This window comes from Pelagibius sp. Alg239-R121 (genome assembly GCF_947331435.1).
Taxonomy (GTDB): domain Bacteria; phylum Pseudomonadota; class Alphaproteobacteria; order Kiloniellales; family Kiloniellaceae; genus Denitrobaculum.
On the sequence record NZ_CAMZOF010000004.1, the window covers coordinates 161124 to 180345 of the forward strand.

Below are 19222 nucleotides of genomic sequence, written 5' to 3' on the forward strand. Positions count from 1 at the left end.
GGCCTGATGCAGCCGGGGATAGAGACCGGGAGCAGAGTAAGATGAAATCGCGCACGGAAGCACCTGTTGGCTATGCCGAGCTCGATGTTCTGTCGAACTTCACTTTTCTGCAAGGGGCATCCCATCCGGCCGAGTTTGTGCTGAAGGCCGCGGCGTTGGGTCTACAGGCGATCGGGATCGCCGACGTTAACAGTCTGGCCGGTGTCGTCCGGGCTCACGTCGCCGCCAAGGAGGCTGGTCTGCGGTTGGTTGTCGGGGCCCGCCTGCGCTTCCAGGATAGTGCCGACTTACTGGCTTTTCCAATGGATCGTGCGGCTTATGGTCGGCTTTGCCGTCTGCTGACCCTGGGGCGCCGCCGGGCGGAAAAGGGCGACTGTGTTCTCTATCGCGACGATCTGGCGGACTGGCATGAGGGATTGCTGTTCGTATCCATCCCGCCGGAGAACCTGGAAGCGCAGGTCCACGAAACCAATGAAGTTTTCCCGCGCTATCGTGCTGAATTGCAGGCCTGGAGGGAGCTCTTTCCCGACTGTCTTGATGGGGGGCGTCTTTATCTCGCTGCACGGTATCGCTATCAGGGTGACGATGCGCGGCGCCTGCGCCGGCTGTCGGATCTGGCAGTTGATCTCAGTGTTCCGATGCTGGCGACCAACGGTGTCATAATGCATGGACCCGCGCGCCGGCCGCTGGCGGATGTTCTGAGTTGTATCCGAGAGAAGTGTACGATCGATACGGCCGGTTACCGGGTGCTCGACAATGCCGAGCGTCACTTGAAGTCGGCGTCGGAGATGGGGCGTCTGTTCCAGGATTATCCGGAGGCTCTGGCATGCAGTCTTGAGATCGTCGAGCGCTGCAGTTTCAATCTCGACGAACTGCGTTACGACTATCCGGACGAGATCACCAGCGAGGGCCGGAGCCCGCAGGAGGAGTTGGAATACCTGACTTGGAAGGGCGCGCGGCGGCGCTATCCGGGGCGGGTTCCGGAAAAGATCCGCAAGCAGCTCGAACATGAACTGAATCTGATCGGTCAGCTTTCCTACGCACCTTATTTTCTAACCGTCTACGACCTGGTTCGCTTCGCGGAATCCGTGGGCATCCTCTGTCAGGGGCGCGGCTCGGCGGCCAATTCGGCGGTCTGCTTTTGCCTGGGTGTTACAGAAGTCGATCCGGACCGCACTGATCTGCTGTTCGAGCGTTTCATCAGCAGTGAACGGAATGAGCCTCCGGACATCGACGTCGATTTCGAGCACGAGCGCCGGGAAGAGGTCATCCAGTACATCTACGAGAAATACGGACGCGCCCATGCCGGCTTAACCGCGACTGTGATTCATTACCGCACGCGCGGGGCGATCCGGGATGTCGGCAAGGCCATGGGTCTTAGCGCGGACTCCATCGCGGCCCTGGCGACCCAGGCTTCCGGCTGGTCGCGTGATGGACTGGTCGACGAACGGGTGCGGGAGATCGGCTTGAACCCGGGAGATTCCCGTCTGCGCCTCGCCCTGGATCTTGCTGCGGAGATCACGGGTTTTCCCCGGCATCTTTCGCAGCATGTCGGCGGCTTTGTCATGACCCGTGGCCGGCTGGACGAACTGGTGCCGGTCGAGAACGCGGCCATGGAGGACCGTACGGTTATCCAGTGGGACAAGGATGATCTGGATGCTCTGGGAATTCTGAAGGTCGATGTGCTGTCGCTTGGGATGCTGACTTGTCTGCGCAAGGGTTTGCAACTGATCCGCCGGCACTACGGCGCGAGTTACGAGCTCAGTTCAGTGCCCGGCAAGGACACGGCCGTTTACGACATGCTCTGCCGCGCCGACGCAATCGGTGTGTTTCAAGTCGAAAGCCGGGCGCAGATGAATTTCCTGCCGCGCATGAAACCGCGCAACTTTTATGATCTGGTCATCGAGATCGCCATCGTCCGCCCGGGACCGATACAGGGTGACATGGTGCACCCCTATCTGCGCCGCCGGAACGGCGAAGAGAAGGTGCATTATCCTTCCGAAGAGCTGCGCCAGGTTTTGCAGAAGACACTCGGTGTGCCCCTGTTTCAGGAGCAGGCCATGTCGATCGCCATGGTGGCGGCCGGCTTTACCGCCAGCGAAGCCGACAAGCTGCGCCGGGCCATGGCGACCTTCCGCAACAGCGGGACGATCCACACCTTCCGGGAAAAGATGATTCAGGGCATGATCCAGCGCGGCTACGAGGAGGACTTCGCCGAACGCTGCTTCCGGCAGATCGAAGGCTTCGGCGAGTACGGCTTTCCCGAGAGCCACGCAGCAAGCTTCGCGCTGTTGGCCTATGTTTCAGCCTGGATGAAATGCCGTTATCCGGCTGCCTTTGCCTGTGCTCTGTTGAACAGCCAGCCCATGGGGTTCTACGCGCCGGCTCAGATTATCCGCGATGCGCGGGAACACGGTGTCGAAGTGCGCCCGGCCGACGTCAATCATTCGGACTGGGACTCCACCCTGGAGACCGGCGGCACGACCGATAGCGCAGGCCTGGGCATGGCGTTGCGGATCGGTCTGCGCCAGATCAAAGGCCTGTCGCAGGATGACGGTGATTGGCTGGTGGCGGCTCGTGGTAACGGCTACACGGACCCCCTGGCAATCTGGCGGCGGGCGGGGTTGTCGCCGCGTGCCCTGGATGTGCTGGCGCGTGCGGATGCTTTCTCTTCCATGACGCTGGACCGGCGTCAGGCGCTCTGGCAGATCAAGGGGCTGGGGGAGGCACCACTGCCGCTGTTCGCTGCTGCCGGGGAGGAAGATCGCGGGCCCGAACCTTCCGTGGCTCTGCCGACCTCTTCGCTTGGGGAAGAAGTGGTGGAGGATTATGCTTCGTTACGGCTCTCCCTCAAGGCGCATCCTATGGCTCTGCTGCGCGAACAGCATCCTGACTTTGCCGCTCTCACGGCATCTGACCGCCTGTTGGATGTTCCGGTGGACGCCCGGATCGTGGTCTCGGGACTGGTTCTGGTGCGTCAACGCCCCGGCAGCGCCTCGGGGGTTATCTTTATTACGCTGGAGGACGAGACCGGTGTTTGCAACGTGGTGGTCTGGCCAAAGACTTTCGAACGCTTCCGGCGCGCAGTGGTCACGACCCGGCTGATGCGGGTGACGGGACGTCTGCAGCGCGAGGGAATCGTGGTTCATCTGGTGGCCGATAAGATCGAAGATCTGTCGTTTCTGCTCGACCAATTGGGCGATGGGACGGATTTTCAGTCGGAACTCTCGCCTGCCGACGAGTTCAAAAACCCCGTACTGTCCTCCTTGAATCCTCGGGGCCTGACACATCAGGGTAAAACGAGGCCTGTCCCCCGACCACGGCATCCACGCGATCAGGCCAAGGTGTTGTTCCCGTCAAGGGACTTTCACTAGAGACCTTACGTGCAAAGTTAAAATCACACGATGGTTCCGGCTAAACATGAGGATCCGCTTTAAAAATATATGGCTAGAGTAGATCCACCTCGGCGACAGATTGCCAAAGACGATTAGGCCTATCCGGGATCTATCTAGGTTGAGGCCTCCTATTCCTTGATGGCCTTGATCGTAATTTGGGCGACAAGATTATGAGTTCTGGGAACCACGTTCTGGGAACCACGTTCTGGACAGCGTCGCTTCGTCAGTCCAATTCTGGCAGAGGCACGATGCATCAGCGTCGCTCCTAACTTCTTGCCAGAAAACACAATTTTGTCGTCAAGATCGTCAAGGAATAGGAGTTCCCAACCTAGCTTCGGGAGCCCATGGCTGTGCGGGCCGTGCGGATAAAGGATTTGACGGCTTCGGAAGACTCTGACTTTCGACAGGCGAGCATGATCGGGGCCAAGAGCGGCGGGTCGCATTCGACAGGCCGGTACACCACCCCCTCCGAATGAGCGGCGCCTAGTGACTGCGGAACGAAACTCACGCCCAGGCCTGCGGCAACCAGATTGAGGGCGGAACCTACTCTTGGCGCCTCTTGCACGATTTGCGGCGTGAGGCCGGCACTGGCATAGGCCGCTATGATGCGGTCATAAAGGCCGGGGCCAGAGGATCTGCGATAGAGGATCAAGGGCTGATCGGACAGCGCCGCCAATTCGATCGGTTTGGAACTACCGATTGAAAGCGGATGATCTGCCGGCACCGCAAGATGCATAGGCTCTTCCAACATTTGATGGATCCGGACACCCTCCACATAAGACGTATTAGACCTTACGAAGGCGGCATCGAGTTTGTTGTGGGCAATGTTGTTGATCAGCTCCGTGGAGCCATCCTCTTCGAGCGACAGAGCGATTTCAGGAAAAGCTGTCCGGTAAGAACGAATTGCTTTCTTGGTTGCCGCATGGAAGATCACGGAACTGGTGAAGCCGATCGCGATGTTGCCTTGTTCTCCGCGCGCCACTCGCTTGGTTTTCGAAACGGCTTCTTCCAATCCAGCCAGCAATCCGCAAACATCTGCATAGAAGGCTGCGCCAGCGTCGGTAAGTTCGACACCTCTCGAACGGCGGTGAAACAGTTTTACCTTCAGTTCGGTTTCGAGCGCTTTGATCTGAAGACTAAGCGGCGGTTGTTGAATTGAGAGCCGTTCCGCCGCTCGGGTGATGTGCCCTTCTTCGGCGACGACCTTGAAATATCTGAGGTGGCGCAATTCCATGTCATATCTTTTTTATATGAATCATCGATATTTCATACAATGGAACAAATGCACTGGCAGGTCTAGAGTGTGATCGTCCTTGATCGCAGTCATCATGGCCGTGAGCCGCCCTCAAACACTATGAAAGAGAGGCCAGCTCACGTTTTCCACGACTTTAATGAAAAGCAATGGCCCTAGGCTTTGACTACACCGCCCATGGAGCCACTGAAAATCCACGGTATTGCTATGAATAGACAGATGGAAAATCAAAAAAACACGGCCAAGACCCACGTGGGGCCCGAACGCCTTTTCACCGAAGTCGTAAAAAGCGTGGTTCGTCATCTTGGGGTCGCGTTGGCTGCTGTGAACTGGCTGCGAAACGGGCATGGCATGGTGCTGGCAGGCTATGAAATCGAGCGGCAACTCAGGCTGGCTGCATCACAGGGGCAGGAAGAAGCTGTCGACCGGACGGCGCTCCTTTGGCAGAGTTACGGGAAGTATGGCGTCACATTTAACAAGCCCGAAATTGGATTGCGACGTGAGGCGGGAAGGAAAAAGACAATGGTCACGACGATTGAAGAATGTGTGAGCCTGGCGCGCGCCGAGTTGAAAGTGGCCAAGGGAAAGTTGACAAAAGAGATCAGAAACTATCCGACTCCCATTGCCGGCTGCGATTGTCAGTTCAACCATCTTCTTTCGGAGCGAACTCGGGTATCGGAAGCCCTGCGGGCGCTCGATCTGGATATTCATACACCGAGCCCAAAACGGCTTTAACCTCTGGGGTTTGGTTCGAACCGAGAGATATGAATTCTCGAGGCGAGCTGGCGAAGCTCCTCAATCCGAACCCGTTACTCCATTTGCCATGTTTCGCCTGGATTGTCCCCAGACAGCCAGCTTTTCATGCAGGGCCTTCGGATCAATCGGCTTTGGCAGATAGTCATCCATGCCGGCATCGATGCAGAGTTTTTGGTCACTGGCCAGCGCATTTGCTGTCATGGCGATGATCGGTGTCTTGGCTCTGTCGTCTGCGAGCTTACGGATTTCCCGCGTGGCTTCCAGGCCGTCCATCTCTGGCATCTGCATATCCATCAGGATCACGTCGTAGCTTTCCGCTACAACGGCTTCGACGCCTTCCTTTCCGTTCACAGCAATATCGACCTCGTGCCCGGCTTTGCGAAGCAGGGTCATTGCGAGCAGCTGATTGATCTTGTTGTCTTCCACCACCAACAGGCGCAACGCGCGCTTTCGGTCCGCTTCGCGTTTCGCTTCGTGAGACGCGTCGGTTGAGCTCCGTTTATCGCCCCTTTTGCTGAGCAGAGAAAAGACGAAGTCTCGCAGGGCATTGCAATGAAGCGGCTTGTAAAAGGTCTCATCGAAGCGATCGTGAGTCGAGGCAAGCACTTTGCCGACCGCGGCTTTGGGTAAGACCAGCAGCATATTCATATCGCTGGCTTCCGGACAGGCCTTGATGTCCTCGCTCAAGGTGCCCACGCTCTCGTCCTGTGACAGGGCACCAATCAACGTGAGCCAGTAACGACCTTTGCGATCCGGGGCGGTAAGGATCTGAAGTGCACTTTCACTGTTGTGCGTTACATCTACGGAAAGCCCGAGAGATTCGAGCTGCTTGCGGTAATTGTCGCCCGCGACCCTGTTACTCTCGATGACGAGTACCCGCCGGCTGGAGGCTTCTTCCAAGCGGTCTTCTGCAGCTAAAGGAGTTTTTGTTTCAGCCTGCTTGAAGGACAGCGTTACGGTGAAAGTGCTACCGCCGCCTTCGGTGCTTTCCAGTTCCACCTGACCGTCCATGAGTGTGATGATCTGCTTGCAAATTGCCAGTCCGAGGCCGGTGCCCCCGTAACGGCGGGTCGTCGAAGCGTCGGCCTGAGTAAAGCGATCGAATAGTTTTTCGTGGATCTCCTCGGGGATACCGATGCCCGAATCCTGAACCGAAAACAGCAACGTAATGTTAGTTTCCCCGCTGCTCCCGTCCACTGAAGGGGAATTGAGTTCCACGCCAAGGCTTACGCCACCTTCTTCAGTAAATTTCAGAGCGTTGCTGAGGAGGTTGAGCAGCACCTGTCGCAGACGGCCTGCATCGCCGATCAGCTTTCTCGGCACTCCCTGTCCGATCCAGGCCGCCAGATCGATATGCTTGGAGTCGGCCCGAGAATACATGAGGTCGATGATGCTCTCGATCAGGCTGTACAGGTCGAATTCGACGGTTTCGATGTCCAGCTTGCCGGCCTCAATCTTTGAAAAATCAAGAATGTCGTTGACGATTTCCAGCAGGGCATCGCCTGACTTTTGGATCGTCTCAGCGTAGAGCCGCTGTTCGTCGCTGAGTGCCGTGTCGAGCAAAAGGTTCGCCATTCCCAGAACGCCGTTCATCGGAGTTCTGATCTCGTGGCTCATGGTTGCCAGAAAATCCGACTTGGCGCGATTGGCTGCTTCGGCCTGATCGCGTGCGACGGCAAGCTCTTGCGCCAGGTTGGCGAGCTCCTTTGCCTGCCCTTCCAACTGAGTCTGGGCGAGTTTCTGGTTGGCGATCAGGTCGCGCTGCTTGAATTCTTTTTTGCGGAGCTCGCGTTCCTGTTCCCGGATCTTGGTAATTTCCATCCCGATACTGACGATACCGCTGTCGGACGTCCGGACCTCTGTCATGAGGAACGACCGGCCATCCGCCAGATTGAGTTCCATGGTGCCGCTTGCCTCGCGATGGATCTTAATCCGCTGCTGAACCCATTCCTCCTTGTTCACTTGGCCGGGATCGATGTTCTGCGCGTCGACATTTGCACGCACAACATCTTCGAAGGGGACCCCGGGTTTCAGCACTTGGGGCGCGCGTGCGATAATCTCTTTGTATCTGCTGTTGCACAGTACCAAACGGTCCTCGGCATCCCAGAGCACAAAGATTTCGTGCATGCTTTCGATGGCGTCGAGCAGCCGTTGTTCTGCCATTTTCAGCTGCGTGATATTGGTTCTGATGCCGACCCTTCCACCGTCGCGAGTGGCTCGTTCGTCGATCCTGATCCATCTTCCGTCCGCGAGCCGCTGCTCAACGCTTTCACTGGTTGAACGATGAAATTCCATCCGCTCAGCGATCCACAGTTCGCTTGCGATTTCATCGTTTGGGTCGACCGCATATTCACCTTGCGCAACCCCGTAGCGGATAATTTCTTCGAACGTCCGGCCCGGCGTCATCATGACCGCTGATTTCGGATACATCTTCTGATAGTTCGTGTTACAGACCAGCAGGTGGTCTTCCCGGTCGTAGAGTACGAAGCCCTCGGTTATGGCTTCAATGGCTTCGCTCAGCAGCGACTCCGTTCGCCGAGCCTCCGCGGCGGCCCGATCGGTGGCGGTATGATCCCAGCCAACGCCCCTGAAGCCCTGGAAACTGCCGTCTGGTGCAAAGATCGCCTGAGCAGACTCGCAGAGATGCCGCTGGTTGCCTTTTGGACTGATGTAACCGAAGCGGGACGTGCGAAAGGACTGCCGCTTGGCGAGCCTCAGAATGTGTTCCGCCAAGCCCTCGCCGGTCTCAAGACCTTGATTTTCCACCAACTCGTGAAGGGATTTTCCTAAGCAGTCTTGCGTTTCAATTTCGAAAAACCGTGGCCATTCTTCCGAGACAAACGTCAATCTGAGATCGGCATCGCATTCCCAAACCCAATCGGAAATGGCAGACGCGAATTCGAGAATATCGGGTCGGGCGTCACCGGTCTTCACAAGTGGCTCGCTTTTTTCATGCCTGGTTTAAAACTCTGGGTCTCGTCACTCTTCGTCACACAATTCTGTCAGTTCTTTGCTGGTTGTTCTCCGGCCTATCTTACTGTGGATAAGCTCTATCTGATTGCTTTTCCTAAAGTGGTTATTCCTGCACTACACAACCATGTGTATTATTTGGCCTTTCGTACGCTATACAAAAACACCCTACAAAGCTCGCCTAGACTATATTTGATGAGTGATGGTAAACGACTACTGAATAACAAGCGACTCTCGTAATATTAGCTTGCCTTGGGATTTTTCCAGTCGGGCGGGATCCTTTATCCTTACCGGGGCATTCAGGGAGAAAATCGATATGGGACGGGTCGAAGGGAAGGTCGCCTTGGTTACGGGGGCGGCGTCGGGCCTGGGCGCGGCAACGGTTGCCCTGCTTGTGGCCGAAGGTGCCCGGGTCGTTGCCGGAGACCTGGAAGTTGAAAAGAGCCTGAGCGCGTTTCAGGGTCTGGGCGATAAGGTGTTTTCGATCCGCCTGGATGTCACTTCAGAGAGTGATTGGATCGATGCCATTGAAAAGGTGCTCAATCACTATGGCCGGTTGGATATTCTGGTCAATTCGGCCGGAATACTTCTGATGAAGGATGTGGAAGCAACCAGCCTTGAGGACTGGCGCCGGGTAAGCGCTGTCAACCTGGATGGTACTTTTCTCGGCTGTAAGTATGGCATCGGCGCCATGAAAGAGGCCGGTGGCGGGTCGATTATCAATCTCTCCTCAGTTTCCGGCTTGGTCGGAGGACATAATCTCGCGGCCTATAATGCCAGTAAGGGTGGCGTTCGGCTCTTGACCAAATCGGTTGCTTTGCATTGTGCGCGCAAGGGTTATGGAATTCGCTGCAATTCGGTCCACCCCACTTTCGTGGAAACGCCGATGCTCGATGCACTCCTGGAGACGGCCGAAGACCCCGCCGCGGCGCGCGCGTCTCTGACCCGGCAGGTGCCGCTTGGACGCCTTGGGCGGTCGGAAGACGTCGGAAAAATGATCCTATACCTTGCGTCTGACGAATCGGCCTTCGTGACCGGCAGCGAGATGGTGATTGACGGCGGGGCGACAGCATGACGTCAGAGGATCCAGAACTACGTGAAACCCGTCCCGACGAGCGGCTTGAGCTTTCCCGGCTCGAGCCCTTCCTGCGCGCCCAATTGCCCGGGGCCGAGGGTGAGATTTCCGTGCTGCAATTCGGCGGCGGCCACGCCAATCTGACCTACATGATCTCGATTGGGCAGGACGAGTGGGTTCTGCGCCGTCCACCGCTCGGACCGGTCGCGCCCGGTGCGCATGATATGAAACGCGAGCACCGGGTTTTATCGCGGCTTCACGAAGTCTTTCCTTTGGCACCGCGGTCATTCCTACTATGCGAGGATCGAGCCATCATCGGTGCCGATTTTCAGATTATGGAACGCCGTCGCGGTATTGCCGTTCGCGCGCTGCTGCCGCCGGACTATGGTGCTTTTCCGGATCTCAAGCGCCGTATTGGCGATATGCTGATCGATACTCTGGTCGAGCTCCATCAGGTTGATCCGGCGGCTGTAGGTCTGCAAACCCTGGGTCATCCGGAAGGCTTTTTGCAAAGACAGTTGGATGGTTGGGCCAGACGCTGGAAGGCCGCCAAGGACCGTGATCTCGAAAGCGTCGATCATCTCGTGAAACGGCTACAGACGGATTTGCCGTCAAGCCAGGTGGCCACGTTGGTTCACAACGACTACAAGCTCGACAACATGTTGCTTGACCCGTCGGATCCGGCCAAGCCGACGGCGTTGCTCGACTGGGACATGTGCACACGCGGTGACCCCTTGAGCGACCTTGGCCTGCTACTGAACTACTGGGCTGAGCCTGGCGACGACCCGGCCTGCCATAGCGTTTCGGCCATGCCGACCTGGACAGGCGGATTCCCGAGCCGCGAGGATGCAGTCGACCGCTACGCCAGGCTGAGCGGACTCGATCTCTCCGCCTGGCGCTGGTATCACGCCTTCGGCATCTTCAAGATGGTTGTGGTGATCCAGCAGATCTATATCCGCTATCTGCGCGGTCAAACCGCCGACTCGCGTTTCGCGGCATTCGGCGACAAGGTCGTTGCTATGGCCGCGCATGGATTAGCGGTTGTGGAGGCCTGACTGCCGCACGCGCCCGCCCGCCCTCATTCATCATTGAGTGAGACACATAAAGCCAAGCGTATAGGCAAGATTGTGTCTCGTTTTATTCGACCATGGTACTACAACCAGTACGCTGATTGTCTGTTGCGGTCGCGTCGCGAATTTGTGAGCATTTCATCCAAGTCGCAGAGGGCATAGGTGTATTTTCGGCCTTCGACCTAGCCTGGGGTTTCAAGTTTTAGTTCGCTGCGCGCATATCGTTTCGGATCTAGCGATGCAGGCCGTTGGATTGTCCCACAAGCATCCATAGGAAGAAGGCATGCAAGATACCGCCGTCGAGATCGACCGAAACGCCGCTCCCGACGCAGATACCAGTCGTCAGATCGCGTCGCTATCTCAGCATCTTTCAAGTGGCTTGATTGGCCGCTCGCCTCTCGTCGAACGCCTTCTGATCGGTCTGCTCACCGGCGGACATCTGTTGATCGAGGGGGCGCCGGGATTGGCGAAGACCCGCGCGGTCAAGCTGTTGTCCCAGGGGGTCGATGCCTCCTTTGCCAGAATTCAGTGCACTCCGGACCTCATGCCGGCGGATTTGACCGGCACGCCCGTGTTCAGGCCTGATCGGGGCGAGTTCGAGTTCGTGCGCGGACCAGTGTTTCATTCGCTCGTGCTGGTCGACGAGATAAATCGCGCACCGCCCAAGGTTCAGTCTGCTTTGCTGGAAGCAATGGCCGAACACCAAGTCACAGCGGGCGGTGCGACTTATCCGTTGCCAGACCCCTTCATGGTCGTTGCCACTCAAAACCCGATCGAACACGAAGGCACCTTTCCTCTACCGGAGGCGCAACTCGACCGTTTTTTGCTGCATGTGGTGCTTGATCTTCCCGATGCAGTGGCCGAGCGCGAGATCCTGGATCTGGTTGAGCGGGAGACGACGGTAACGCCGGCTCCGGATGTCGATCAACTCAGCCCGGAGATCCTGCATCAGGCCCAGGCCGCGGCGATGCAGGTGCATCTCGCACCGGCTTTGAAAGACTATATCGTGCGCTTGGTCACTGCGACCCGGGATCCGGAAATCGCACCTGATGTGCGCCGCGCTATTGAGCACCCCATTTCACCACGTGGCACACTTGCGCTTGCCGCCGCTGCCAAGGCACACGCCTATCTGGCCGGCCGCGATTATGCAGTGCCGGAAGATGTCGTTGAACTTGCAACCGATGCGCTGGCCCATCGGATCGTCCTGACTTGGCGTGCAGCCGCAGACGGTGAGACCGCACGCAATCTGGTGCATCAGCTGCTCAAGCAGGTTCGGCCTCTTTGATATGGATACGCTTAGCGGACTCCAGGAACCTGACCCCTTAGCCGTTCCAGGAGTGACGGCCGATACCGAAGCCCTGCTGAAGCTGCGCCATCTGGTCCGGAATATTCCGGAGCGCCGCCTTGCGCCAACCGGCATGCCAGGTGGATTCATGACCCGGCGGCGCGGGCGGGGGCTCGAGACGATCGATATCCGGGTCTTTTCCTATGGTGATGATGTCCGGCATGTCGACCATAATACGACGGCGCGCACCGGCGTCACTCATGTGCGGACTTTTCACGATGAGCGGGAACGCACGGCCCTGCTGATCGCCGATTTCCGGCCCGCGATGCTCTGGGGGACTCGCCGCGCGCTGCGCTCGGTTGCCGCCGCTGAGGCTCTGTCCTTGACCGGCTGGCGTGTCAATGAAGCCGGCGGCCGGGCAGGGCTGATAGCTTTCGGTAGCGGGGCACCGGTCTTTGCTGCGGCGCGCGGGCGCGAACGGGGTATGGTCGCAGTAATCGGTGGGCTTGCCGCCGCGCATCGCGATGCACTTGCGACGGCGGCGGAAAGTCGAGACCTGGAAGATCAACCGCTCGAAGTCGCACTGGAAATGGCGGCCGGACTGGTGCCTGCAGGTGGCTCGGTTTTTCTGGCCACAGGTCTGGACAATCCAGGCAAGGGTTTTGACGCACTTGCCGTGGCGCTCAATCGCCGCGCAGCGCTCACGGTACTGCTGGTCACCGATGCCTTTGAACGCAGGGCACCTGCCGGTTCCTATCCTTTCATCTCCGGGCAAGGCCGGATCCGCTGGGCTTTGATTGGCGGCGAAAAGCGTGAGGCCGCCAAGGACCGGCGGATCGAACATCTGACCCGGCTCGGTATCGTGGTCGTACCGGTAGACGCAAGTGCTGGCCCCGAAGTGATGGCTGACGATCTGGCCAGAGGTCTGGAGTAAACCCATGGCCGAGCCGTTGACCGCGGAAACCGCGAAAGCTCTTTCCCAGCTCAGGGACATACATCTTCCGGAACTGTCGGAGGCCGGCATTCTTGCAGATTGGGCCGCCGGCGCATCGCTAGGCTTGCTGGCCGCAGTGTTTCTCACGCTGCTGGGAGGTGCGGTTCTCAGGAAGTTGCCGTCTCACCGCAAGAACGCTCTCGTTGCACTGACGGCCAGCCGCACTCTGGAACCTGCCGAGCGGCTGCTCGCCCAGGCGAAGATCCTGCAGGCGATCGCACTGCAGGAGGACCGAAAAGGAGACCAGAATGCCACGGACCGGCATTGGTCCATGACTTTTGAACAGCGCTTACCCGGTCATTTTTTTACTGCTGGTGCCGGCATGTCCTTGCGCGACGATCTCTACCGGCCTGAACCCCGCACGGACCCAGAGGCGATTGATCGGGAGATCCTGCGCCTGCTCAAACGGCGGCGGGGCTGACGACCATGTTCGATTTCGCAACACCGCTCGCGTTCCTGCTGTTGCCCTTGCCGATTCTGGCAGTGCGATTGCTGCCGCCCCTATCGGGTGCAAGCGGTGCTATATCGGTGCCAACGAGTATCGCTGTCGATCTTGGTCAGACCGGAAGTGCAGGTCTCGCGGTTGCCGGACGAAAGCTGCTTCCGATTATCCTTTGGGTGGCACTGGTCGTGGCCATCGCAGGGCCGCGTCTCGTGGTTCAGAGTCCCGCTCTGCCGGCGTCGGACCGGGACATCGTGCTCGCCTTGGACCTGTCCGGCAGCATGGAGCGTAAGGATTTCGAGCTGGATGGCGAACCTGCCCGGCGGCTCGATACGGTAAAACGCGTTGCGGTCGATTTCGTTCGTGGCCGCGCAGGCGACCGGGTTGGTTTGGTCATCTTTTCCGAAAAGGCTTTTTTTGCCACGCCCCTGACGTACGACGTCGAGGCTGTCGCGCACAGCGTCGAAGAAGCGACGATCGGCATTGCCGGCCGTTCCACGGCAATTAGTGACGGTTTAGGGTTGGCACTCAAGCGACTGGAGGCTTCGGCATCGAAGTCGCGGGTCGTGATCCTGCTGTCCGACGGTGTGAATACCTCCGGCAATGTCGAGCCGAAGGACGCAGCGACGCTTGCCAAGGATTTGGGAATCCGTGTTCACACCATCGCAATGGGGCTGCATGCGACCACGGACGAAGGCCATAACCGGGATGCCGTCGATGCCGAAACCCTGCAGGCGGTTGCCGAACTCAGCGGCGGCACGAGTTTTCGCGTCCGCACTACCGCTGACCTCGAGGCTGTTGGTCGTTCGATCGACATGATGGAATCGAACCGGAACGTGGCCCCCGCGACGCAGATTTATCGCGACTTTTGGATCTATCCGGCGGGACTTGCTTTTCTGCTCGCCCTTGCGCTCGTCTTTACTGGTCGGAGACAGGCATGATCGAGATTTTCGATATCATGCTTTTACGCCCTCAGTGGTTGCTCGTCGTGCCACTGGTCGCTGTTGTCGGCTACTACTTTGTGCCCCGCGTGACAGCTCTTGCCGGTTGGGACCGTGCCATTGACCCGGCTCTTCTGGCTGCGCTTGAGCGGCTCGGCCGGGTCGTGCCCGGCTCTGGCCGCCGGAACTGGTTTCCCGCTGCGACGGCGATGCTGATTGCGTTTGCATTGATTGGTCCGGCAAACGAGGTAAGGGAAGGGGCCAGTTTTCGCAATCTTGACGGTTTGGTCGTCGTCATGGATCTGTCCCGTTCGGTGACCGAAAGCACACGGTTGGGTGAAACGCTCGCGGCTGCCCGGCAGATGATCGATCAGGCAGGGACGAGACCGGTCGCGCTGGTCGTCTACGGCGGCGATGCCTACTTGGCCTCGGCTTTTACGAGCGATCATCGGGCATTGGGAACAACCATTGCGGTTCTGGACAGCGAGACGATCCCAGATGCCGGCAGCCGCCCAGAACGCGGTTTGGCTTTTGCACGCCGCTCGCTTGTAGACGCGGACATCGTCGCAGGCGATGTCGTACTGGTGACCGACGGCGGCGGCCTTGGCGATGCCGCGTTTCGAGAGGCCGATGCTATTGCTCGGCTTGGCAGCAGGGTTTCCGTTGTTTTTGCACCATCGGCCGAAGCAAGCACGAACTCATCGCCACCGGACCAAGGATTGGTCGAAGCGCTGGCGAGGAGTGGCGGTGGGCGCGTTGCCGATGTTCTCGATCCGGCGACCATTGTCGCGCTGACGGACGAAAGCGCTTCGGCACGTTTGGCCGATGGTGATTTCGCAACCTTGGCCTGGCAGGACTATGGCCGTTTTCTGCTGCTGCTGGCATTGATCCCTGCACTTGCCCTCTTCCGGCGGGGAGGATGAGATGAGGCGGATTCTTATTTTGTCGTTTCTGGTCGTGCTGACGGCGGCCGGTTCCATTGCGCTTGATGGAATGGCTCCTTTCGGCCGGCTTGCACTCTCTCTCGGCTATCCCGCGTTTGCCGCACCGCTTTTGGATGACCCTTTCTGGAAGGGCGTCGCGCTTTACCGCCAGGGCCGCTACGAGGAAGCCGTGACGGCCCTGCGTGCTGCGGGTCCGTCGGGATACTATGACCGGGGAAACGCGCTGGTACATGCCGGCCGTTTCAACGAAGCGATTGAGGTCTACGACGCGCATATCTATAGGATGCCACACGATGACGATGCCCACGTCAATCGCGCTTTGATCGTGGATCTCGTCGGCGTAATCGGCGACGGTTCAACCACGGACGGGCGGGTGACTGACGCACTGGTGGCGGGCGAAGAATCGGAGGAGGAGGCAGAGAAAACCGACGCGATGTCCGAGGCTTGGAACCGCTGGCGGGATAACGGCCGCAGGACTTTCGTGGATCAAGCCGTGATTGCCAGCCGGCAATGGCTTGCGACCCTGACGGACGAGCCCGGCCTCTATCTCAAACTGCGGCTTGCGGCCGAGCACAAGCGGCGCTTTGAACGCGGCATTGCGGTGGCGCCGGAGAGTGACACATGGTGAGCCGTTTTCCGTTCCTTGTCGTCGCCACCTGCTGGATCATAACGTTTTGTGGTTTCGGCGGTGCCTTGTCGGCGCAGGAGATTTCGGACGCTTTCGGGGGCTTCGCCGAGGTGCTGGTGGAGCCTATGCCTGAGACGCCGTACGAACAGGAAATGGTGTTGATAAAGATCCGCGGAATCTATGCCAGTAAACCCGCGCGCCACAGTCTTGAACAGCCCATTATTCTGAACGCCGGCTGGATGCAGCTGGGCAGTGACAGCTGGACCGATGCCGTGCATGACGGTAAAGCGGTAAACGCGTTCGAGCGTATTATGGCCATCTTTCCACAGAAGGCCGGACAGATCGAGATTGGCGCCTTCGAGCATCGCATGACCTTTCACGCTCTTGACGGAAGCTGGGTTGAACGGGTGCTCCGATCGGATCCGGTAATAATCGAGGTGCGGCCGAAACCCGTGACCAAGGAGTGGTGGTTGCCTGCGCGCGGACTGACGGTCACCGACAGTTGGGATCGCGCCCCCGATCAACTCGGGCAGGCGGAATTGGCCCACAGGACTGTGACGCTCGAGGTGCGTGGCGTGGGGCCCGAACGCTTGCCGTCTGCACCTGACATGCGTTCGCCCGGTATCATGTCCTTCAGCGATCCCGAGGAGCGCAGCCATGAACTCACCCCAGAAGGACCGGTGTCGCGGGTAACCTGGCGTTGGACGGTCCGGTCCATCACCTCGACGCCGGCGATCATAGAAGCGGTGCGCATTCCTTGGTTCAACACCATGACGCGCACGGCTGACGAAGTGATGCTCGCGGAACAACGCGTCAGCCTCGCCGGCGAGGAAGCCGTGCAAGCGGCTCCCGAGACCTTGATAACAACGACGGCCGCTTTCGCTCTTCCTGTCGGTTTACTGATCGGCGCGCTTGCGGGCCTCGCTATGCTGATTCCCGGTCTGCGCTTGAGAACCCGGGCCGAGTTGGCTGGCCTTCTGCGCCCCTTGACCCGGGATCCAATGGTCAGGGAACTGCGTCGGGCAGCTCGGTCAGGTGATGCCGCAAGCGTCCGGTTCGTTGCGCATCGGTTGCTTCAAAGCGATCGGGAGGCGGGCCGGGAAGGGAGGTCGGATCCTGACACTCAGGAGGGGCTTGCCCGTCTGGATCGTGCCTTGTTTGCATCGTCGCCAACCGCAACGTCGGATGTCGATCTTCGCGCTTTGGTTCAAGGCCTGTTGCGCAGCAGAGCATCTGGCAGGTGGTTTCGGCCCGGAAGCTTGCTATAACGTCTTTCTGGAACAGGATCGTTCTTGGCGGAACCAGTCACGAACTTTACTTCCATCACACATGGTTTCTTTCAGGATTTCCCGAAATGGCATTAAAGAGAATGGCGGTCGAGTTCGGCATGGGCACCGATCTGCATGGCGAGGACTACACCAAGGCAGCAGTGCGTGCGCTGCGGGATGCGCTTTGGCATAACTCCCTGAACGTGGCCGATGCGCTCGGCTTTCCGCGTGAAGCCATGATCGTCGAGGTGATGATCGGTGTGGCAAAACCGGATGCGGTCAACAAAGATGAGGTGGCCGCCGTGCTGCCTTACGGCTCCGCGACAGTAAAAGTAGAAGAAGGCGGTCTTGACGTCACCCGGGCCGGCGGTTCGGGACGGACGGTCGTGGCCAATGCCGCTGCCATCGTCTACTTCGATATTGCGGAAGGAATTTAGGTCATGACCGTCAAACGCTTGATCCTGGAAATGGGCACCGGCAACGACCTCTATGGCGAGGACTACACCAAGGCCGCCGTGCGTGCTGTGCAGGATGCGCTGCATCATTCCTCTCTCACCCTGTTCCGCTCCTTAAAGCTGGAGCACGATGCCATGCAGGTCACGGTCAACATCGGGGTTCAGAAACCGGAGTGCGTGGACGTCGACAAGGTGAAGCAACAGATACCTTTCGGCACCGTCACGGTCGTCGCCGTCAAGGGCGGCCTGAACATACCTGATCCCGAAAACGATATCCTCTCCGTAGTGGCGACCGCCGGCGTGGAAGCCCACCTGGATATCCCAGATGGAAAATTCAAGCTGGCCGACTCGTAATTCGCCGTCCAGGGAGGTAGTGAGAGACATGCAGAAACGTGAACTTGGAACAGGTGGACCCAAGGTTAGTGCCATCGGATTGGGTTGCTGGAGTTTCGCCGGTGCCTACGGGCCCACCGATACGGCTGAAACACATGCCACTCTGGCCAAGGCACTGGATCTGGGCATCGATTTTCTCGACACCGCCAATGTCTACGGCAATGGTGTATCGGAACAGGCCATCGGCGCTTTCATCAAAGACAATCCAGGCCGCTTCAAGATCGCGACTAAGGGAGGGATCAAACGCGATCCCGAGACAAAGGTGCGCAGCTTCGACAATGGTCCAGAGCATCTGCGTATGATGCTGGAGCGCTCACTGGGGTATCTCGGTGTCGATTACGTCGATCTTTACTACATTCACCGGCGCGAAGCGGAGCGCCCGATCGAGGAGGTCATGGAGACCCTGCTGCGCTTCAAAGAGGAAGGTAAAATCGGCGGGATCGGCTTTTCGGAAATCTCTCCCTCCTCCCTGCGCCGCGCGCAGGCGGTCGGTCCGGTCATGGCCGTGCAGAACGAGTATTCGCTCTGGGCGCGCATGCCCGATATGGGCCTGATCCATGCTTGTAAGGAGCTCGGTGTGGCCTTCGTTCCTTTCTCGCCACTCGGCCGTGGGGTTTTTGCCGATCAATCGCCTGATCCCACGACCTTCCCGGCGGGCGATTTCCGTAAGAACAACCCGCGCTTCCTTGAGCCTAATTACAGCGCCAGCCTGAAGATCATCGATGTTTTCAAGCGCTACGCCGCCGATCGGGGCGTGACCTCCGTCGCATTGGCCCTGGCCTGGACTCTCTACCAGGGCAACCATCTGATCCCCATTCCAGGTACCCGTTCACCAGCACATCTGGAAGACCTTGCCACCGCCGCGACGATCACTCTAACCCCGGACGATCTGGTCGAAATCGAGCGAATCCTGCCGCGCGGATTTGCTCACGGCGACCGCTATTCCGATGCTCAGATCGTCGGCGTCGAACGCTATTGCTGAGAAGCTTCTCGGTTTCCATGTGCAGCTAAGCAGACCCAGTGAAGATCCACTTTGCTGCCGGCTCCTTTGCGGCCACTCGGATGACAGCGGCCAAGAGTGTGAAATGCTCTCTAACTACATGAGTAGGAGGCGGATTCACATCGCTCACTAATTAAGTGAAAAACGATCAGTCTCAAACCGGTCCTAGTGATAAAGCCGAGACAGAGCTCGTCGCGCGTTTGACGTGGTTCAACCACAGAATTTCACTGTTACCACCGGCTCAAACATTCGCATAATCTTCTCGAAACATCATGCAAAAATGCATGACCATCATGTGAATTTTCCTGTTCAAGTTGTGATTAAAAAAATGTAAGCTTACATATGAAAAAAACA

16 protein-coding genes are annotated in these 19222 nt (G+C 58.5%); 14 read left to right on the plus strand and 2 right to left on the minus strand.

Annotated elements, in window-relative coordinates; all coding sequences use genetic code 11:
- Window positions 1–41 precede the first annotated feature (41 nt).
- Entirely contained in the window at window positions 42–3374 is a 3333-nt protein-coding gene (locus QMZ18_RS14360; protein WP_282606994.1) for an error-prone DNA polymerase, read from the plus strand.
- Between the two features lie 349 nt (window positions 3375–3723).
- On the opposite strand, the gene QMZ18_RS14365 is transcribed toward QMZ18_RS14360, so the two are convergent.
- Window positions 3724–4629 (minus strand): LysR family transcriptional regulator, encoded by a 906-nt coding sequence (locus QMZ18_RS14365; protein ID WP_282606995.1) that lies wholly within the window; start codon window positions 4627–4629, stop codon window positions 3724–3726.
- A gap of 237 nt (window positions 4630–4866) precedes the next feature.
- Here QMZ18_RS14365 and QMZ18_RS14370 point away from each other — a divergent pair, with 237 nt between their 5' ends.
- Window positions 4867–5382, plus strand: coding sequence for a hypothetical protein (locus QMZ18_RS14370; RefSeq protein ID WP_282606996.1), 516 nt, complete (start codon window positions 4867–4869; stop codon window positions 5380–5382).
- A gap of 60 nt (window positions 5383–5442) precedes the next feature.
- On the opposite strand, the gene QMZ18_RS14375 is transcribed toward QMZ18_RS14370, so the two are convergent.
- The gene (locus QMZ18_RS14375; protein WP_282606997.1) at window positions 5443–8337 is read right to left on the minus strand and encodes a PAS-domain containing protein; all 2895 of its coding nucleotides are present in this window, start codon (window positions 8335–8337) and stop codon (window positions 5443–5445) included.
- Between the two features lie 352 nt (window positions 8338–8689).
- On the opposite strand from QMZ18_RS14375, the gene QMZ18_RS14380 reads away from it, so the two are divergent.
- The 12 genes from QMZ18_RS14380 to QMZ18_RS14435 all read left to right on the plus strand — a co-directional run bounded on the left by QMZ18_RS14380 (window position 8690) and on the right by QMZ18_RS14435 (window position 18850).
- Window positions 8690–9448, plus strand: coding sequence for a glucose 1-dehydrogenase (locus tag QMZ18_RS14380; protein WP_282606998.1), 759 nt, complete (start codon window positions 8690–8692; stop codon window positions 9446–9448).
- Window positions 9445–10503, plus strand: a complete 1059-nt coding sequence (locus tag QMZ18_RS14385) for a phosphotransferase family protein (RefSeq protein WP_282606999.1) — start codon at window positions 9445–9447, stop codon at window positions 10501–10503. The genes QMZ18_RS14380 and QMZ18_RS14385 overlap by 4 nt, the downstream gene beginning before the upstream one ends.
- A gap of 298 nt (window positions 10504–10801) precedes the next feature.
- Window positions 10802–11803 (plus strand): MoxR family ATPase, encoded by a 1002-nt coding sequence (locus QMZ18_RS14390; protein ID WP_282607000.1) that lies wholly within the window; start codon window positions 10802–10804, stop codon window positions 11801–11803.
- Window position 11804: 1 nt separating this feature from the next.
- Window positions 11805–12737 carry a DUF58 domain-containing protein gene (locus QMZ18_RS14395; protein ID WP_282607001.1) on the plus strand — a complete coding sequence of 311 codons (933 nt, stop codon included), beginning with the start codon at window positions 11805–11807 and terminating at the stop codon, window positions 12735–12737.
- Between the two features lie 4 nt (window positions 12738–12741).
- Complete coding sequence (locus QMZ18_RS14400; RefSeq protein WP_282607002.1) at window positions 12742–13218, plus strand: DUF4381 domain-containing protein; 477 nt, start codon at window positions 12742–12744, stop codon at window positions 13216–13218.
- A gap of 5 nt (window positions 13219–13223) precedes the next feature.
- Window positions 13224–14180 carry a VWA domain-containing protein gene (locus tag QMZ18_RS14405; protein ID WP_282607003.1) on the plus strand — a complete coding sequence of 319 codons (957 nt, stop codon included), beginning with the start codon at window positions 13224–13226 and terminating at the stop codon, window positions 14178–14180.
- Entirely contained in the window at window positions 14177–15103 is a 927-nt protein-coding gene (locus QMZ18_RS14410) for a VWA domain-containing protein (protein ID WP_282607004.1), read from the plus strand. Before QMZ18_RS14405 ends, QMZ18_RS14410 begins: the two co-directional genes overlap by 4 nt.
- A gap of 1 nt (window position 15104) precedes the next feature.
- Complete coding sequence (locus QMZ18_RS14415; RefSeq protein WP_282607005.1) at window positions 15105–15752, plus strand: tetratricopeptide repeat protein; 648 nt, start codon at window positions 15105–15107, stop codon at window positions 15750–15752.
- Window positions 15746–17020: a hypothetical protein gene (locus QMZ18_RS14420; RefSeq protein WP_282607006.1), complete on the plus strand. Its 1275-nt coding sequence runs from the start codon at window positions 15746–15748 to the stop codon at window positions 17018–17020. The genes QMZ18_RS14415 and QMZ18_RS14420 overlap by 7 nt, the downstream gene beginning before the upstream one ends.
- A gap of 86 nt (window positions 17021–17106) precedes the next feature.
- Window positions 17107–17457, plus strand: a complete 351-nt coding sequence (locus QMZ18_RS14425) for a Lin0512 family protein (protein WP_282607007.1) — start codon at window positions 17107–17109, stop codon at window positions 17455–17457.
- Window positions 17458–17460: 3 nt separating this feature from the next.
- The gene (locus tag QMZ18_RS14430) at window positions 17461–17829 is read left to right on the plus strand and encodes a Lin0512 family protein (protein ID WP_282607008.1); all 369 of its coding nucleotides are present in this window, start codon (window positions 17461–17463) and stop codon (window positions 17827–17829) included.
- 28 nt (window positions 17830–17857) lie between these two features.
- Window positions 17858–18850 (plus strand): aldo/keto reductase, encoded by a 993-nt coding sequence (locus QMZ18_RS14435; protein WP_282607009.1) that lies wholly within the window; start codon window positions 17858–17860, stop codon window positions 18848–18850.
- The last annotated feature ends 372 nt before the right edge of the window (window positions 18851–19222 follow it).

Excerpts from the sequence above, each read along its gene's own strand:
- QMZ18_RS14360 (WP_282606994.1), top strand. The coding sequence starts at position 42 with ATGAAATCGCGCACGGAAGCACCTGTTGGCTATGCCGAGCTCGATGTT.
- QMZ18_RS14365 (WP_282606995.1), bottom strand. The coding sequence starts at position 4,629 with ATGGAATTGCGCCACCTCAGATATTTCAAGGTCGTCGCCGAAGAAGGG.
- QMZ18_RS14370 (WP_282606996.1), top strand. The coding sequence starts at position 4,867 with ATGGAAAATCAAAAAAACACGGCCAAGACCCACGTGGGGCCCGAACGC.
- QMZ18_RS14380 (WP_282606998.1), top strand. The coding sequence starts at position 8,690 with ATGGGACGGGTCGAAGGGAAGGTCGCCTTGGTTACGGGGGCGGCGTCG.
- QMZ18_RS14385 (WP_282606999.1), top strand. The coding sequence starts at position 9,445 with ATGACGTCAGAGGATCCAGAACTACGTGAAACCCGTCCCGACGAGCGG.
- QMZ18_RS14390 (WP_282607000.1), top strand. The coding sequence starts at position 10,802 with ATGCAAGATACCGCCGTCGAGATCGACCGAAACGCCGCTCCCGACGCA.
- QMZ18_RS14395 (WP_282607001.1), top strand. The coding sequence starts at position 11,805 with ATGGATACGCTTAGCGGACTCCAGGAACCTGACCCCTTAGCCGTTCCA.
- QMZ18_RS14400 (WP_282607002.1), top strand. The coding sequence starts at position 12,742 with ATGGCCGAGCCGTTGACCGCGGAAACCGCGAAAGCTCTTTCCCAGCTC.
- QMZ18_RS14405 (WP_282607003.1), top strand. The coding sequence starts at position 13,224 with ATGTTCGATTTCGCAACACCGCTCGCGTTCCTGCTGTTGCCCTTGCCG.
- QMZ18_RS14410 (WP_282607004.1), top strand. The coding sequence starts at position 14,177 with ATGATCGAGATTTTCGATATCATGCTTTTACGCCCTCAGTGGTTGCTC.
- QMZ18_RS14415 (WP_282607005.1), top strand. The coding sequence starts at position 15,105 with ATGAGGCGGATTCTTATTTTGTCGTTTCTGGTCGTGCTGACGGCGGCC.
- QMZ18_RS14420 (WP_282607006.1), top strand. The coding sequence starts at position 15,746 with ATGGTGAGCCGTTTTCCGTTCCTTGTCGTCGCCACCTGCTGGATCATA.
- QMZ18_RS14425 (WP_282607007.1), top strand. The coding sequence starts at position 17,107 with ATGGCATTAAAGAGAATGGCGGTCGAGTTCGGCATGGGCACCGATCTG.
- QMZ18_RS14430 (WP_282607008.1), top strand. The coding sequence starts at position 17,461 with ATGACCGTCAAACGCTTGATCCTGGAAATGGGCACCGGCAACGACCTC.
- QMZ18_RS14435 (WP_282607009.1), top strand. The coding sequence starts at position 17,858 with ATGCAGAAACGTGAACTTGGAACAGGTGGACCCAAGGTTAGTGCCATC.